This window comes from Paenibacillus terrisolis, from assembly GCF_056171975.1.
In genome coordinates this window covers 29779-47864 of record NZ_JBKFGG010000043.1, presented here as the reverse complement: position 1 = coordinate 47864, position 18086 = coordinate 29779, and the positions used below count along the sequence as shown (strand labels likewise).

Sequence of the window (18086 nt, the reverse complement as noted above, 5' to 3'; positions counted from 1 at the left end):
AGAGAGGACGGATACGGTGAAGAAATATATAGCGGCCATTTTGGCCTTGTTGTTCGTGCTTTCACCGGTTTCGGCTCTTGCGGCGGGCTCCTTTACACTCGATTTGAGTCAGAAGGAGGTCCGGCGCGGGAGTGAAATCACGGTCTCCGGCACAGTTGCGGACGAGGCCGGCAATGTAGTGGTGAAAATCGTTAGTCCCAATCAAACGGTGTTTTTTATCGATACGTTGACGCCGAAAGACGGAGCGTATTCCAAAACGGTCTCTATTCCGACAAATGAGGATCTTGCTCCGTCCGGCTTATATACGGTAATCGCAGGTGACGGAACCGAGACGGAAAGCAAGACGTTTACCTTAACGGAGCAAGCGGTCAATCCGGGAACCCCGGCTCCTGATCCTGTAGGTGACCCGCAGGAGGGGAACAGTCCTGTAGCGCCTCCAGCGGGCAACATAAGCATTCCCCCGACCGCTGGCCAGGCTAACGGATCCAGCATTGTGCCGGAGCGCGGCCAGAACGGCGGGTATATCGTTGGCAGCGGCACAATCAATGACGCTATGGGAAAAGCGACGGATGCGGTAACCATTGAGCTTCCGGCGACGACCGGGGAATCGGGAAACGCGTTGGAAATCCCTGCGCCGTCCTTGAACGATCTCAGAGATAAAAACCTGGATCTGATTGTACACTCCGGCAATCGTACCGTTCGTTTCCCGGCCGGTTCCATCACGTCATCGGAAGATGAAAACTCGCGTATTCGCGTGGCACTGAGCGCCGTTTGGAGCAACGATGCCAAGGCGATGGTCGAACAATCGCTTCAGTCCAATCGCGAATATACTTCCACGGGAGTTGTTCTTTCCGTGGTGATTCAGTTAATTAAGGGCGGCAGCGTCACTGAAATTCATAATCTGAACCAGCCGGCTGCCGTAACCGTGAACCTTACGGATGACGAAGCAAAGCGGATTTCTGCCGATCTGGCGGGTATTTATTATGTTGACGGCAAAAAGGTGGAGTACGCGCCGGGAACGCTGCATCAGAACACGTACACCTTTACCGCGCAGCATTTTTCTTACTACACGATTCTGGAATACAACAAAACCTTTGGGGATCTGGCGGGTCACTGGGCTGAGAAGGCCGTCAAATCTCTGGCGGCCAAGCATATTGTGAACGGCATCGATGACCAGCATTACGCGCCGGAACGCAGCATTACCCGGGCCGAATTTGTCGCCTTGATCATGCGCTCGGTTGACCAAGCGGGGAATGCGGGCGCGAAAGCAAGCGTCCCGGCGAAATCCTTTACGGATGTGCCTTCGGGCCAGTATTACACGCAACTGGTAACTCAAGCGGCAGGGCTTGGCATTGTTTCGGGATATGACGGAAAATTCCGGCCAAGTGACCGAATTACTCGCGAAGAAGCGGTGGTATCGCTGATGCGCGCGGCGAAATATTTCAATTTGGCGGCGGGCCACGGAGCTCCTGCTTTTGCCGATGCGAAAGAGATTTCCTCGTGGGCTTCATCAGCCGTGAATGAGGCTTGGGATAAGGGATTGATCCAGGGGGACGGCGCCCGCTTCAATCCAAGCCACCCGGTAACCCGGGCGGAAATTGCGGTTATGGTCCAACGGTTGATGACTGACAGTTCATTATAAGAGGGAAGCGAGGGGAACTATACGCCATGGCAAAAAGAATCATCTCGGTATTTATGGCGTTGCTGCTGCTGAACAGCTTAGTGGAATCACTGACGACAAACACCGTTTCAGCAGCAACCACGGCAGCTGTGCAGACCCGGAACGTAGCGTTAAATGTGACGGTACAAGCTTCCGGTCAAAGCAGCAATACCGAAAGCGCAAGGTATGCCGTCGACGGCAAAGCCGACACGAAATGGAGCGATAACTCGAGCGCGGCCATCAAGTGGCTGAAGCTTGATTTGGGAAAGGCTTATACCATCAATGAATGGACGGTTAAAAATGCCGGGATCAACGAAACGGGAAACAGTCCGTTCTGGAATACCAAAAATTTTCGCCTGCAAAAGAGTGATGACGGTGTCGTCTGGACGGATGTCGACGTGGTGCAAAACAATGCGCAGACCATTGTGGATCGCTACTTGACGGCTCCGGTCTCGGCTCGTTTCTTCCGGCTCTACGTGAGTAAGGGAGCTTCGGACTCCAATATTGCCCGGATTTATGAGCTGGAACTGTATGGGGTGGATCAAGGCCAGGTACCTGCTTATCCCGGAACGAACCTGGCTCCCGTCGATTACGTGGATCCGTTTATCAACACGATGGGAGACAACGGACAGACGAATCCCGGACCCTCTACTCCGTTTGGTCTCGTATCGCTGGGCCCGGACAGTGATGGCGGCGCGTTCAGCGGTTACTATTACCAGGACAAATATTTAAAGGGATTTTCGCATCTTCGTTTTAGCGGAGTAGGCTGCAGCGGTGCGGGCGGCAACATTCTGATGATGCCGGAAACGCGTTCTTTTACGAAGAACAGCAGTGAATACAAGCAGTTGTACGACAAAAGCAGCGAGCAAGCCTCCGCCGGATATTATGCGGTAACGCTGGCTTCCGGGGTCAACGTCGAGCTGACCGCGTCGGATAACGTGGGCTTCCATCGTTATACGTTCCCGGCTTCCGCGTCCACCGGCTCGGTTTTGGTCGATCTCTCCAATTCTTATGCCGGTATGCTCGACGCTAATCTTAGCGTGGAGAACAACAACGAAATTTCCGGTATGATCAAATCGAAAAACGTGTGCGGAAACGGTTATTACACGATGTATTATTCCATCCAGTTCGACCATAATTTCGATTCCTATACTTCCTGGCAGGGCGACGCTACCGGAACGGAAGCAACGCGCAGCGGCTCCAATAGCGGAGTGTGGGTGAATTTCAACACGGTGAACAACAAAGTGGTACAAGCAAAGGTTGGACTTTCTCCAATCAGCGTAGAGCAAGCCAAATACGAACGGGATCACGATGTCGCGGATTGGAATTTCGACGCGCAGCACGAGAAAATACGCGACACCTGGAGCGGCTTGCTGGGCAAAGTGGAAATTACCGATGCCGATGAAGAGAACAAACGGGTATTTTATACGCAAATGTATCATACGTTCCTCCATCCGAAAAACGTGACGAGCTCTGTTGGTACTTTCAAGGCGGGGCGGGATGAGAACACGATCCGGCAAGCCTCGGAGCTTGGCAGTGATTTTGAGTATTACAACGGCTGGACAACCTGGGACGATTTCCGTAAATACGCCCTGTTCTCCGTGCTGACGCCAAAGGAATTCAACAATATGGTGAAGTCCCTGGCAGACCTGTACAAAACGCGTGGCAGCTACACGCAATGGGGGGACGGTTACTGGCCAAGTCCGACAGTGCGCAATGAGTTCAACGGCGCGGTGCTTCTCGACGCTTATTCGAAAGGATTCCGGGATTTTGACGCGTACACGGCGCTGCAGGGCATGGCCGTTGACGCGGATAATTTCGGCGACCAGGACAAGGTGTCGGGACAGCTGGAAAAAGCAAAAAGCGGCTATTTCCCGATGAAATTGGCCGAACTGCTCGGCGATAAAACGACCTACGAGAAATACAAGCAAGTGGCTCTGTCTTACAAAAACCTGTGGAATCCAACTCAGGCCGACGAAACCGGCCAGAAGATCGGGTTCTTTACGCCGAATGGTTCGAACATCAACGGGGCGGACGTTACGGCGGTCGATAAATACGCCTATCAAGGCAACTTGTGGCAGTACCGCTGGGATGTTCTGCAGGATGTCAACGGTCTGGCCGATCTGATCGGCGACAAAACGGAAATGGCCAAGCAGCTGTTGGATTTTTTCAACAAGGATGAATATATGGCCATCAACGAAACGGATTTGGACGTGCCTTATTTGTTCGACTATCTGGGCTATCCTTATCTGACCCAATATTTTGCCCGGCAGTATACGACGGAAGTGGTGACGCAGAAATACCATAACCACGGGCTGTACTCGTCTCCGTTGAAATCCCGTGTGTACCGGGACGATCCGGAAGGGTACCTGCAATCCATGGACGACGATGCGGGCGCTATGGCTTCCTGGTTCGTATACAGCGCCCTCGGTCTGTTCCCCGGCAATCCGGGAGACGCCGATTTCCTGATCGGGTCGCCGATTTTCTCGGAAGTGAAACTGCATCTGGACGGCGGCAAAACCTTTACGATCAAAGCGAACAACGTGTCCAGCGCGAACCGGTTTATCCAGTCGGCCAAGCTGAACGGAGCGGACTTCAATCAAGCCTGGATCAGCTATGTCGATATCATGGCCGGCGGCACCCTTGATTTTACGATGGCTTCTACGCCGAATACGGCTTGGGGCGCATCGGCAAAAGCCGCTCCTCCGACAACGGATTACGCGACGGGTATCGATAATTCGCTCACCCGGCAAAACTTGATCGTCGAAGGATCGGATTGGAAGTACTACGATCAAGGACAATCTGCCGGCACTGGTTGGACAAGCGAGGCCTATGACGACAGCAACTGGAACACGGGTACGGCTCCGCTTGGCTATGACGACAAGAATTATGCCAAGACGGTCGTCGGCTACGGAGCGGACGGCAACAACAAGTATCCGACGACGTATTTCCGCAAGACGTTTGAAGCGTCCGATCCCGCGGATTATCTGGAGCTTGATGCCAGCTTGATTCGCGATGACGGAGCGGTCGTTTATCTGAACGGTCATGAAATCATCCGGACGAACATGCCTTCCGGCGCTGTGGAATATAACACTTTTGCGAACGCCACCGTTAATGACGAGCGGGACCGGAATGTGTTCAGAATCGACCCGTCCTATCTTGTGAAGGGGACAAACGTGCTCACTGCGGAAGTGCATCAGGTTAACGCAACCAGCTCGGATATCGCGTTCGACTTCGGCCTGACCGGAGTCCGGGAAATGGCGAAGCCTGCGGCTCCAACGGAGCCGGTTGTGAACGATACAGCGAACACTTTCGGCTGGACGAATGTGCCCGGCTACGAGCAGGCCTCCGATTATGAATTCAGCACGGATGGAAGCCATATTTGGACGACCGCCACGGCGAATCCGCAAGTCGTTGGTCCGGTAGCCTATGATCCGGGCAAGGTTCAGGTGAGAGTAAAAGCGAACGAAAGCCTGAATCTGGCTGCGGGCGAAGCGCTAGCTTCGAATGCGGCGTATACTTCCGATGTGAAATGGGACGTTTTTGATTTGAATGCCGACGTTAACCGGACGGGCAACATGGTCGTTGACGTATCGGGGACATTAAAAGGAAACTATGCCGATTCCGCGGTAGCCGTCATCCAACTGATGAACGGCGGCCAGCAGGCTTATGTCACCAGTGCGGTTCCTGTGGAAACCGGCAGCTTCGATCTGACGCAAACCTTTAACGTCAACGCGAAGAAATATCAGGTTAACGTTTATTTAGTCGACGATTTTGACGGCAATATTTATGACTCCCTGTGGTTGGCCGACCCGATCGTATCGCAGCCTGAGCCGCAGCCGGATCCGGGGACGCCGGGCGAAGACCCGGGAACGCCAGGCGATGAGCCGCTGCCCGAGCCGCTTCCGGTACCGCAGCTGCAGCCTGATCTGCCGGATGAACCGGTCGAGCCCGAGCCTCCTGCAGCGAACCCGAATACGATCGAGTTCGAGAGCTTCAGCAGTAAGTCGACGGCAAACAATACCTTTAACAACAAACCGATGGCCACCGAAACGGGCAATTTCGGAAATGTAGTCGCCAATACGTTTACCGGAGGCTGGCTCGCCTATAACGACGTAGATTTCGGAACCCAAGGCATGAACAGGGTTACGATTGAATACGATGCTCCTTCCAATAAGGTGCCTGCGGACGCGGTACTGGAATTCCATATGGGCGGAGTCGACGGCGAGCTGGTAGGTACGTATAATTTGCAGGCAACGGGCAGCAACTGGGGAACTTACAATACGGCCCAGGCGCTCTTGTCCAAAACGGTCACCGGCGTTCAGGATTTGTACATTGTCATGAAGGGAAGCACGGATTCCACGCATCCTTATATCGGCAATTTCGACCGCTTCACATGGGGCTTCAAGGCGACCCGAAACGACTTCGCGCCTTTGGAGCTGGAAAAATACGACGAATGGACGACCAGCGTCAATCCGGTTAACGGCGGACCGCTAAAAACCGAAAACGGCAACGGCAGCCAGCAGGTGGCCAATACGTTTAACGGCGCATGGATGGCCTATAAGGGATTGGATTTCGGCAGCCCAGGCGTCAACCAATTCTCCATCGTGTATTCCGGCAACTCCACGAATACGGCGGCCAATGCATCGGTTGAAGTTCGACTCGGTGCTCCTGATGGTATCTTGGTAGGAACCGTGGCCACTCCGCCGAATGCAAGCAGTTGGGGAACCTATTCTACGGTAACTGCCAATTTGACGAACACCCTTACGGGGGTCCAAGACATTTATCTCGTGCTGAAAGGGACGACGGACGGTACTTATAAGTACATCGGCAATTTTGAAAAAGCCAACTTCACGTATACGGGCGGTCAGCCGCAAGAACCGACAATTGACCCGGTAAACGGAAAATTGGCGATTGAATTCGAACAAAAAACCGATTGGACTACAGCCGTCAACCCAAATAACCGCAATCCGTTAGGCACGGAAAGCGGCAATGGCGGCACGGTCGTTAAAAACACGTTTGACGGCGCTTGGCTTCTTTATAAAAACGTGAATTTCGGGACGGACGGTATGAACTTTGTGCAGATGGTTTATGACGCTCCTTCCCAAAAAGCTCCGGCCGACGCCCGGGCGGAAATCCGTTTGGGTGCCGTCGACGGAACCTTGGTCGGCACCGTAAATCTGGCCAATACCGGCAGCGGTTGGGGAACCTATCGAACCGCTACGGCCGATTTGACCACAACGGTAACCGGGAAACAAAATGTGTACATCATTCTGAAAGGCACGACGACCAGCGCGTTCACTTACATCGGCAACTTCGACAGATTTTCCTTTGAGAAGACCAGAGCGGACTTTGCCAGAATGGAATTCGAGAAATACGACGCCTGGTCCACGGCGCTTAACCCTAACAACAATACTCCGTTAGGGACGGAAGGCGGTAACGGCGGCACTGTGGTGAAGAATACGTACTCTGGTGCCTGGCTCGCATACAAGAACATGAACTTCGGCGGTGCGGGCGTCAATCAATGGTCCGTTGAGTACGCGGGCAATACTGGGAACTGCGCGGCCGATTCCACGGTTGAAGTTCATCTTGGCGCGGTCGACGGACCTTTGGTCGGAACACTTGCGGTGCCTCCGACGGCAAGCGGATGGACAACGTACCGAACGGTGAGCGGGGATTTGAATCAAACGCTGACCGGCGTACAGGACATCTATCTTGTGCTGAAGGGTACGACAAACGGAACGTATAAGTACGTCGGCAATTTTGACGATGTGCGCTTTTCGGTAAAATAATCGTTTTTAATGAATAATCAAGCAGCAAAAAGAAGCCGAGCCCCTTTCATCCCAGATGAATCGGGGCTCGGCCTCTTTTGTCATTCACCGCCGCTTGGCGGCTTTTTTGATGGTAGCATGCTGTTCCGGAACCAGATAAGGCGTCAGTTTTCTGGCGATCAGTTGATGGCCCTCGTCATTGGGATGGATGGGCAGTATGCCGCCGGTAATACCGGCTAGCGCATCTTCCAAGACCCCCCTGCGATACCCGTGAATTAATTCCGTTTGTTTCCCCTCAAACCAGGAGTGAACCGGCGCGACGGAGATGCCGTAGCTTTGGGCGATCCCTTTGGTTGTTAAATTAAGCGCACCGATGGCCGCTGCCGCCAGCGGGCTGTTCGGAAACGGGTTGTACTGCGTGCAGCACACGATATGGGCGCGAGTGACGCGTTTAACGTGCGCCATCAAGGCGCGCAGGTTGCGTCTGTAACGGCCGATGAATTGCTCCGCGGTAAAGGTCTGTTCATTGCCCAGCGCATATAATGCGGCATCCGCGACATCCACGCCCCCGATCCAAATGGAAACGACGGACGAGTGGCTAAGGACCGGAGTGCCCGACCAGACGACGGCATCCAGCAGATCGCTGCTGTTCCATCCGGATTGGGCGATCACATAGGAGCCGTTCACCCGCGGGGTGGTCGACATCAGCTTGAGGGCAGCCAGCCTGGGATAAGACCTGGTCCATGAAGAGGCGTCTTTCCCAAAAGTAATCGAATCGCCAAGCGCTGTATAGATCATCGGAGTATCCCCTCACTATTTTGAAATGCGGTCTATGTCTCCTAAAGATATGATATTGTGCCGATGCTCGGGTGGTGTGGGCAAGCGTGGCGATAGGCGCCGGGCGCATAACCTGCGGCGGAGTCCAGGGCGGGATTTCTTCGTAGTTGAAAGAGCGGACTCATTGGAGGCATAGGCTGATTTGTTAACTTTTAGGATGAGCAATACTGCGTTAACACTGCACAGCTATGATAATGTTGGTAGGCTTATTTAACCTATGACGATAACAGGAAAGTTGGAAGGATGGGGGATGTCATGGGAAATAAAAAATGGTACAAGCGTCTGCTTCTTTCCCACTTCGTGATCCTCTTCGTTTCCGGAGCGGTTATTATTTCGATTACCTATGCGATTACGTACGGCAATTTAATCCGGGAGAACCAAAAGGCCAGCGACACGTATGCGAACCATGTGATGGACGGCATGACGTCCGCTTTGAAAAATATTGAACTGACGCTCGCCAACCAAATGGTTAAAAACGAAGCGATCAACGATTTTTTTAACGGGAGCACTTATGAATCCAATCTGATTAACTACAAGGCCTCCAGCCAAATATCCAAAATTCGCAATAATCCGTTGATACAGTCAGTTTACTTTTACAGAAAAAGAGACGGAATGGTATTAACGGGAGGGTACATCAAAAAGCTTGCCGATTTTCAGGACAAATCGTTTGTGCTCGGCCTGCAAAGTCATCCGCAAAACGATCATTGGTCGTCAATCCGCTCCTATTCCGAGTTTCCGCTTATTGATCCCCCAGAGCGAATCATTTCCATAACCAAGAACATCGGCGACGAGGGGATTATTGTACTTAATGTGAAAGCGGGTCCTCTTTTATCGATGGCCGGAAAGCTAAGGAGCGGTGTTCGGAGCTTCATGAACATTTTTGATGAGCAGGGGAATTTGATCTATTCGACCAGTCCGGCCGGCTCCAGATCGAAACCGCTCACTTCTTTGAATTCCGGTTACATCGGCTGGCAATTTTCAAGCGGAACGACAGGCGGCAATCTAATTGGCCAGGCCGCCATATTGTCCTTGATTCCTTTGGCGATCATTGTGCTCGCTTTAATTGCCGTCATTGCTTTGATCATGTATATCACTCGAAGAAACTATAGGCCGATCGAAAATATGGTACGGCGGGTCTCTACTTATCAGCATGAGGAGAAAACGCCGGGGCGGGATGAGTTTTCGATCATTGAACAGGCATTCGATACTATGCTGACGCGTATGGATCAGATGGATCGGCAGCAGGCGGAGAACCTTCGTGTCAAACGCAAGCAATTTTTCATTGAGCTTCAGGATGATGAGAATTCCGTGCCCATGCAAGAATGGCAGGAGTATGCTCAATTGTTTGGGCTGCCGCAAACGCCGTGCAGTCTTATTTTGGCCATTATGGAGATCGACAAGTACGTTCCGTTGCTGCGCCAAAATCCGGAGGAACTGCTCGCGTCAAAGGAGAGGCTGGAAAGGGAAATCGAGTCGATAGCGGATTCCGGAGGAAAAAGGGTCTATACGGAATGGATATCCGGCGACCGGTTGGCCCTGATCATTGGCGTTCAGCCGGAAGACGGGAACGACTTGTTTTCCGCCGAAAACGTATTTGAAAAGCTGCGCAAGCGGGCAGAAGAAGAACTGATTTTTTCCATAACGATAGGCGTTGGCTCACCGGTTGACGATTTATCCAAAATCAAGGCGTCTTACCGCGATGCTCTCTCCGCGCTGCAATTTAAAATGACGGCGGGCAACAACCGGATCATTATTTACCGGGAAATCAAAGACAGGGAGAACGCCGTTAATTCGCTCTACTATAAATGGCTGGAGGACATGATCCACCACTTCAGGATTCCGTCGCCGGAATGGCGGAACGATTTCGCCCGAATTTTCGATCATTTGGGAGAACAGGTGCTGAGGAACGACGAAATGCAGCTGCTCCTAAATTATTTGATGCACCGTTTCGCCCGGGAGATGGAAGAGATATCGCCGGAAATCAACGAATATTGGCAGGACGTTACTTATCCCAAGATGATCGGGGCGCTCGCGGAGCGCGAATCGATGACGGAAATCAGGGGCCTGTACGAGTCGCTGATTGGGAAGCTGTACGATAAATATACCGGTTTTCTGGAGTCCGGAAGCAAAGACCATCTGATTTACGAAATCAAAAAGTATATCGAGGACCATTACGACGATCCCGATTTGTCTCTGAATCATATCAGCGAACGGTTCGGGATTAACGGAAAATACGCCAGCCAATTATTTAAAGAGGAGTTCGACGTCAAGTTTGTCGATTTTCTGATCGGGCTGCGTGTCGGCCAGGCGCAAAAATTGCTGCGCGAAAGCGACAAATCGATCAACGAGATTTCCCGGGAAGTCGGTTACGAGCATACGATTTCTTTCGGAAGAATCTTCAAGAAAATGGTGGGCGTGTCCCCCGGGGATTACCGCAGACGGATGCAGCAAGGACGAAGCAAGACCGGATCTTAATATGTACAATGAGCCCTTGCCGCGCGGTTTTGGGCTTTTCTTATGCTTGCTGAAATTCGTTTGTTCGCTGAATTTGGTATGTTCCGCAGCTGATTTGACGGCCGGCGGCCAATCTGCTTTTTTGTATATCCCACGGAAACATGTAAATTGTTCAGCTTGTCCAAAAGACGCTATAACGTAATTGCAGTCAAAACTTATGGCGAGGTGAATTATGAGGAAGAAAGTGTGGAGTTACGTTCTATCGGTTGTCGCAATAACGGGTTTGCTGGCAGGATGTTCGCCGGCCGCCAATAACGGGGCTCCGGCGTCGTCGTCGGAGAAGCCCGCGACCAAGACGGAGCAGGTTACGCTTAAGGTGGGTATTTTCGACAGAGGCAATTCGCCGGCGGGGGTTACGGTCACGGACAATTATTGGACCGATTATGTGCAGAAGAATTTTGGCGACCCCAATAATATTAAAGTAGAATTTGTGCCGATTCCGCGTACCGACGCCACCGATAAAGTGAATGTCATGATGTCCAGCGGCGATGCGCCGGATATCGTATTCGCCAACACCAATGTTCTCACCTCATACGGCTATGCCAAGGACGGCGGTCTGCTGGCGCTAGATTCGCTCATTGACCAGTACGGGCCGAACCTGAAGAAATATCTGGCTTCCACGCTGGATCGCGGCAAGGTTGAAGGTGTCCAGTACTCGATCCCGGGACTGCGGGTCAATACGGGCAAATATGAAAACCTGATCCGCAAGGACTGGCTGGACAAGCTGGGCCTGCCGATGCCGAAGACGACCGACGAAGTTTATCAAACCTTGAAAGCTTTCAAAGAAAAGGATCCAGGTCAAACGGGCGGCAAAGTTATTCCGCTGGGCTTCTCGCTGACCCCGGCGTCCATCGAGCCGATCGTGTGGTCCTTCATCCAGGACGGACTCACGGACGAGCAGCGCTATACATTGTCGGAAAGCTTGGGTTACCCTCTGCTGCTGCCCGGCCACAAAGATGCGGTTCAGTTTCTCAACAAGCTCTATAACGAGGGTCTGTTGAGTCCGGACTTTGCGCTCGATAAGGATGAGAAACAGGTTTTTCAGGATGTGATGACCGGCAAAGTCGGCATGTACAGCGATAATCTGGGCAACAGCTACAACGACACCCCCGGCATTGCCAAAGTGTTGACGCAGAACGTTTCCGGATCAGAACTCGTCCCTATCGATCCTTACACCAACAATGCGGGCAAACATCTGAAGCCGGAGTACGATCCGACAGGTTTTTACCTGATGATTCCGGCGTCAAGCAAGCGCGGAGTGGAAGCCATCAAATATTTGGACTGGATGGCTCAGCCGGACGTATTGTTTACGCTGATGAACGGAGTTGAAGGAGAGGACTACACACTGGTGGACGGTCTGCCTCACCGCTCCGATTCCGACGAAACGAGCAAACGGATGTACAATTCCAACGATATTGTAATGATTACCCAAGGCGAGGATTTCGGCAGCGACGAGAAAAACTGGGAAGCTGCCGCTGCGGCCGTACCTGAACAATTTCAGCAATATGTGAAAGATGCCTACAAAATGTCGCTGACGGACACGATCAACTATGCGAATTTTACGACTCCGATCGAAGCCGAGAACAAGTACATTCCGACGCTGCAGGATAAATACAACGAGCTCATCGTCAAGAGCATTATGGCAAAACCGGCGGATTTCAACAAAGTCTACGATGATCTGCTGAAGGACTACATGGCCAGCGGCGGCGACGCTATCCAGCAGGAACGCACGGAAGCCTTTAAGACGATGAAGAAATGAGATCTTTCGGACTTTACTTCTATCGCCATTGGCAATTGTACGTTTTATTGATCCTGCCGCTCGCTTACTTTCTGGTTTTTAAGTATGGTCCCATGTACGGAATTCTGATCGCTTTTAAGGACTACAATCTGTTCAAAGGCGTGGGCGGCAGCCCCTGGGTCGGTCTGGATGTTTTCCGGGAAGTGTTTGGCATGAGCAGCTTCTATGAAGCGCTTAGGAACACCTTCATGCTGAACTTGCTGGATCTGCTCGTATCCTTTCCCGCTCCCATCGTGCTTGCGCTGCTGCTCAACGAATTGACCGGACGCCGGTTTAAAAAATTCGCGCAAACGGCGCTGTACCTGCCGCACTTTCTGTCCTGGGTCATTATCGGAGGCATCATGTACCAGGTGTTTGCCACGAATACGGGCATTGTCAATTTGCTGCTTGGTTATCTTGGCTTCGATCCGGTTCCGTTCCTGACGGACAAATACAATTGGTTGATTACGTATTTGGCTGTCGGCGTATGGCAAAGCGCGGGCTGGGGAACGATCATTTATTTGGCCGCCATCACCGGGGTGAATACCGAGCTGTACGAGGCCGCCGCCGTCGATGGGGCGGGGCGGCTGCGCAAAATGTGGTCGGTGACGCTCCCGGGCATCCGGCCGACGATTATCGTTCTGCTCATTCTCAAGATCGGGGAAATTGTCCAGATCGGCTTCGACCGGCCGTATGTCATCGGTAATGTGAGCGTCCGCGATTTTTCGGAAGTGATCAGCACCTTCGTATATAAAACGGGGATCCAGACGGGCGATTACTCGATTGCCACCGCCGTCGGTTTGTTTCAGGCCGTGCTTGGCATCGTGCTGCTGCTGTCCGCGAATTATATCGCCAAAAAAATAACGGAAAACGGAGTGTTCTGATGAGCGCTGTAAACCATCGACAGAGGATGGCCCGGACAACGGGGGATCGGCTTTTCCGGTTCTTCAACATGGGCTTGATCGCCGTATTCGTCATTTTGTGCCTCGCGCCCCTTTTGCACATCGCGTCCATGTCGCTTAGCTCCAACCGCGCCATTCTGTCCGGAGAGGTGACCGTGATTCCGCTCGATCTCACGATCGAAGCCTACCGGAAAATCTTTCAGGACAACACGATGGTAAGATCGCTGGGACTGACGCTGCTGCTGACGGCGGGCTATACCGGCCTGGCCATGCTGATGACGATCGCGGCCGCCTATTCATTGTCGAAGCGGCTGCGGGGACGAAAAATTTTCATGTTTCTGATTGTTCTCACCATGTTTTTCAGCGGAGGTACGATTCCCGATTATTTGCTGATCAGAAGCTTGCATCTGACGAATCATATCGGATCGCTGATTTTGCCAACGATGATGAATCCGTTTTTTCTCATTATTCTCATCACATTTATTCGCTCGATCCCGAGCAGTTTGTCGGAGGCTGCCGAGATCGATGGAAGCAGCCATTTTCAAACGCTGGCCCGGATTATTTTGCCGCTTTCCATGCCGGCGATCGCCACGCTCAGTTTGTTTTATGCCGTCGGCCGGTGGAACGGCTTCATGGATGCTTTGATGTACATTACCGATCCCAAGCTGTACCCGATCCAGCTAAAGCTGTACCAGATTGTCATGAACAGCATGACCAATGATCCCTTGTCCATGCAGGGAGAACAGCTTATTTCGGTACTGCCGGAGAGCATCAAAGCGGCGAGCATCATGTTCGCTACCGTACCGATTCTCGTAGTGTATCCCTGGCTGCAAAGGTATTTCATTTCCGGCGCCATGCTGGGATCCGTAAAGGAGTAGGCCTTGTGATAAATAAGCGCGAATTTTCATTCTCTACCTGCTGGAATATCAGGAAACACCGGGAAGGGAGAGCGATGATCGAAGAGATCATGGCTCTCGGCTTCGGCCGGGTTGAGCTTAATTACAACGTCACGCGGGAGCATCTGGAAACGATCGAGCCGATGATCGCAAACGGAGATGTCCTCATATCCAGCGTACATCACGCCTTTCCCTTCATAGACGACAAAGAATATGACACGGATTCGGCCATGCTGGGCTACGAGGATGAACCGAGACGCTTGCGGGCGGTTGAACTACTGAAGCAGTCTGTCGAATATGCCGCCCGGTACGGCGCTGAAGCGGTGGTCGTGCATCCCGGGGAAGTTTCGTTCCCGGTCAATGTGGATGCGCAGCTTAAGAAAATCTATCAAGAGCATGGCAGGGATTCGGAGGAATACGCCGCGCTGTGGCGGGAAATGGCGGAACGGCGGGACAGGCTAAGCCCCTTTTCCCTGGAACGGATTCGGCGGAGCCTGGAAGAAATCAGCGAATTTATTGCCCGAAAAGGCTATCCGGTTGCTGTCGGCATCGAAACGAGAGCCCGCTGCTATCAGATTCCGACGCTTCGGGAAGCCAACTGGCTCATTGACAGTCTGAAAGGCAGCCCCGTCGGGCTTTGGTATGATATCGGACACGCCATGATGATGGATCGGATGGGGCTGTACGACAATTTGGTCGATCTCCGGGATGTGGCTTCCAAGATCGTCGGCGTGCACATTCACGAGACGATCGGATTGTCGGATCACTGGTGTCCGTATGTCCATAGCGGGAACGATTATTTTGACCATTTTCTTAACGTTATAAAGGATGCGCCAATCAAGGTTTATGAGCTGAAGGCGCAATGCCTGCCCGAAGAAATCGAACGAAGCCATCGGGTAATCACGGAAAAAATAGCTTCTTTGGAGGGATAGAGATCACCATGAACAACGAGTGGATTGCCAAGTATGCTCCTTATATTTATTTCGACAACAACGAGCCGTTTTTCCCTGTGCGTGTCGGCATTACGGTACTGGAAGAAGCGGGGCCGTCGCCATCAACGCGCAGAACGTTTGTGTTTGATGATCCCCGGCTTCAATATGTGATCGAATATGCGATCTATTGGGACTACGATATTCAGCATCTATACGAGCTTGAGCATGTGTGGGTTTATGTCGGGCATGACGGCGAAGTGTTGGATTGCGACGCCAGCTTTCACGGCAGACATTTCAAGGGGCTCCTTCACGATCGCAGCAATCTGGTGGACGGTACTCACGTCAAACTGTATTCCCAACCCGGAAAACACGCATTCATGCCGCAACCCGACATGTTCTATCTGATCCCGGATCTGATGTCCGCTACGGATGAATATGCCGGCAGACGCGGACTGCTCGTGACCGGACCGTTCGACGGGGTGTATTCCACCGATGACGAAACCGACCGTCTGGTAGAGCGGTATTTGCGCACTCGCCGCTTCAAGCCATCCATGGAATTTACGGAATACCGGATCGATCCCGCATTGTATACAACCTGGGCGCAGCTGCATGCGGAAGTACCTGTTCGTATCAAGGAAAGACTCGCAGAAATCGAATTGCTCGAACAAGAAGGAGGAACCAATCAATGACGGAAAAACTGAAAATTGGCGTTATCGGCTGTGGATCCATCGCATTCGGCAAGCATTTGCCGTGTCTCAGCAAGCAGGAGCAAGTCATACTGAGCTCATTCGCGGATATTGTGCCCGAACGGGCCAAGCAAGCCGCGGAGAAATTCGGTGCCGCGGATGCTAAGGTGTACGCGGATTACCGCGAGTTGCTGGCTGATCCTTCGATCGATGTCGTACATGTGTGCACCCCTAACGACGCCCATGCCGAAATCTCCATCGCAGCGCTGGAAGCGGGCAAGCATGTGATGTGCGAGAAGCCGATGGCCAAGACCGCCGCGGATGCCCGCCGTATGGTAGAGGCGGCGCGCCGCACCGGCAAGAAGCTGACGATCGGCTATAACAACCGCTTTCGTCCGGACAGCCTGTTCATGAAGCAAATGTGCGAGAATGGAGAGCTGGGCGATATTTATTTTGCCAAAGCACATGCGCTTCGCAGACGGGGCGTACCGACGTGGGGCGTTTTTCTGGATAAGGACAAGCAAGGCGGCGGCCCTTTGATTGATATCGGTACGCATGCGCTCGACCTGACGCTCTGGCTGATGAATAATTACGAACCGCGCGTCGTGCTGGGCACCACTTACCAAAAGCTGTCGCAGCGCAAGCAGTCGGCCAACGCCGGCGGAGCCTGGGACCCGGACAAGTTTACGGTGGAGGATTCGGCGTTCGGGATGGTCGTCATGAAGAACGGCGCGACCCTGATGGTGGAATCAAGCTGGGCGCTGAACATGCTGGATACGCGAGAGGCGATTTATACGCTGTGCGGTACCGAGGGCGGAGCGGACGTCAAGGAGACGCTGCGGATCAACGGCGAGAAGTACGGCCGTCTGTACGCCAACAACATTCAGTTTGATGTCAAAGGTGCGGACTTCTTCGACGGCCGCAAGGAAAGCATGCATGAAAAGGAGTGCCGCCTCTGGATCGAGTCGATCATCAATGACACGGCGCCGATGGTTTTGCCCGAGCAGGCTTGCGTCGTTTCCGAAATCATCGAAGCGATCTACGAGTCCAATCGCTCCGGAGATGCGGTTTATTTTGACTAATATTGAGGGAGTCGAAGGAGGAAGAGCGGTAATGATCAACACCGCGATATTGAGCTATTGGCATGTTCATGCCAAGGATTATGCGCTGGAGGCGGAGAAGCATCCGGAAATCGCCATTAAAGCCTTGTGGGACGAGGATCCGCTGCGGGGCAGGCTGCAGGCGGATACGCTCCACGTGCCCTTTTACGGCAATTTGGAGGAACTGCTGGCCCGGCCGGACATTGATGCCGTGATCGTCACAACCCCGACGACCATGCACCGTGACGTCATTATAGCCGCGGCTAAGGCAGGCAAGCATATTTTCACGGAAAAGGTGCTTGCTCCTACCGCTAAAGAGTGCGATGAGATTTTGACTGCGGTCGAGGAGGCGGACGTAAAGCTGATGGTGTCCCTGCCCCGGCTGAACACTCCATTCGCGCAGGCTGCGCAAGAGGTGATCGCCAAAGGTTTGCTTGGCCGGCTGACTCAGGTACGCGTAAGAATGGCCCATAAAGGCGCGCTGTCGGAAACGGGCCTGCCGCCTTACTTTTACAGCCTGGAGCAATGCGCGGGCGGGGCGATGATCGATCTCGGCTGTCATCCGATGTATCTGACCCGCCTGCTGCTCGGTATGCCGGAGAGCGTCAGCGCCAGCTACGGCTATGTGACCGGCCGCGAGGTGGAAGACAACGCCGTCACCGTGCTTCGTTACCCGAGCGGCGCGCTTGGCATCGTCGAGGCAGGTTTCGTGAACCCGTTGTCGCCGTTTACACTTGAAGCCCACGGCACGGAAGGAAGCATGATGTTTTCCCTCCAAACCCGCAAGCTGATTGTCGCCAGCTCGGCGAATGGCGAAAATTCTGTCATGGAATGGCCGCTGCCGGAGGCGCTGCCGTCGGCCATGGAGCAGTGGGTGACCCATATCTCGGAAGGAACCGAGGCAACGCAGAATACGGAACTGGCGCTTGATCTGACCCGTTTGATGGAAGCCTCCAATCTGTCGGCCAGCTTGGGTGCGGCCGTGAAGTTGTCCTAGCGTAGTCCCAGCCC

General features: G+C 53.0%; 11 protein-coding genes. 10 read left to right on the top strand and 1 reads right to left on the bottom strand.

The genetic code is table 11. The features are described from left to right. The first annotated feature begins 16 nt into the window (after positions 1 to 16). Both ACI48K_RS23350 and ACI48K_RS23345 read left to right on the top strand, forming a co-directional pair. Positions 17 to 1642, top strand: coding sequence for an S-layer homology domain-containing protein (locus ACI48K_RS23350; RefSeq protein ID WP_475030038.1), 1626 nt, complete (start codon positions 17 to 19; stop codon positions 1640 to 1642). Positions 1643 to 1668: 26 nt separating this feature from the next. Further along, positions 1669 to 7452, top strand: coding sequence for a GH92 family glycosyl hydrolase (locus tag ACI48K_RS23345; protein WP_475030037.1), 5784 nt, complete (start codon positions 1669 to 1671; stop codon positions 7450 to 7452). An 84-nt stretch (positions 7453 to 7536) separates the two neighbouring features. Here ACI48K_RS23345 and ACI48K_RS23340 read toward each other — a convergent pair whose 3' ends face one another. Beyond that, positions 7537 to 8229, bottom strand: coding sequence for an SGNH/GDSL hydrolase family protein (locus ACI48K_RS23340; RefSeq protein WP_475030036.1), 693 nt, complete (start codon positions 8227 to 8229; stop codon positions 7537 to 7539). Positions 8230 to 8523: 294 nt separating this feature from the next. Here ACI48K_RS23340 and ACI48K_RS23335 point away from each other — a divergent pair, with 294 nt between their 5' ends. The 8 genes from ACI48K_RS23335 to ACI48K_RS23300 all read left to right on the top strand — a co-directional run bounded on the left by ACI48K_RS23335 (position 8524) and on the right by ACI48K_RS23300 (position 18072). Then, positions 8524 to 10743: a helix-turn-helix domain-containing protein gene (locus ACI48K_RS23335; protein WP_475030035.1), complete on the top strand. Its 2220-nt coding sequence runs from the start codon at positions 8524 to 8526 to the stop codon at positions 10741 to 10743. A 211-nt stretch (positions 10744 to 10954) separates the two neighbouring features. Next, complete coding sequence (locus ACI48K_RS23330; protein WP_475030034.1) at positions 10955 to 12541, top strand: extracellular solute-binding protein; 1587 nt, start codon at positions 10955 to 10957, stop codon at positions 12539 to 12541. Beyond that, positions 12538 to 13443: an ABC transporter permease gene (locus ACI48K_RS23325; protein ID WP_475030033.1), complete on the top strand. Its 906-nt coding sequence runs from the start codon at positions 12538 to 12540 to the stop codon at positions 13441 to 13443. Before ACI48K_RS23330 ends, ACI48K_RS23325 begins: the two co-directional genes overlap by 4 nt. A gap of 26 nt (positions 13444 to 13469) precedes the next feature. Beyond that, on the top strand, positions 13470 to 14339 hold the full coding sequence (locus tag ACI48K_RS23320; protein WP_475030051.1) for a carbohydrate ABC transporter permease: 870 nt from the start codon (positions 13470 to 13472) through the stop codon (positions 14337 to 14339). 5 nt (positions 14340 to 14344) lie between these two features. Continuing rightward, on the top strand, positions 14345 to 15289 hold the full coding sequence (locus ACI48K_RS23315) for a sugar phosphate isomerase/epimerase family protein (RefSeq protein ID WP_475030032.1): 945 nt from the start codon (positions 14345 to 14347) through the stop codon (positions 15287 to 15289). An 8-nt stretch (positions 15290 to 15297) separates the two neighbouring features. Continuing rightward, on the top strand, positions 15298 to 15978 hold the full coding sequence (locus ACI48K_RS23310) for a hypothetical protein (RefSeq protein ID WP_475030031.1): 681 nt from the start codon (positions 15298 to 15300) through the stop codon (positions 15976 to 15978). Continuing rightward, positions 15975 to 17057 (top strand): Gfo/Idh/MocA family protein, encoded by a 1083-nt coding sequence (locus tag ACI48K_RS23305; RefSeq protein ID WP_475030030.1) that lies wholly within the window; start codon positions 15975 to 15977, stop codon positions 17055 to 17057. The genes ACI48K_RS23310 and ACI48K_RS23305 overlap by 4 nt, the downstream gene beginning before the upstream one ends. Before the next feature lie 31 nt (positions 17058 to 17088). Then, a complete protein-coding gene (locus ACI48K_RS23300) occupies positions 17089 to 18072 on the top strand; it encodes a Gfo/Idh/MocA family protein (RefSeq protein ID WP_475030029.1) in 984 nt (327 codons plus the stop codon). Positions 18073 to 18086 lie beyond the last annotated feature (14 nt).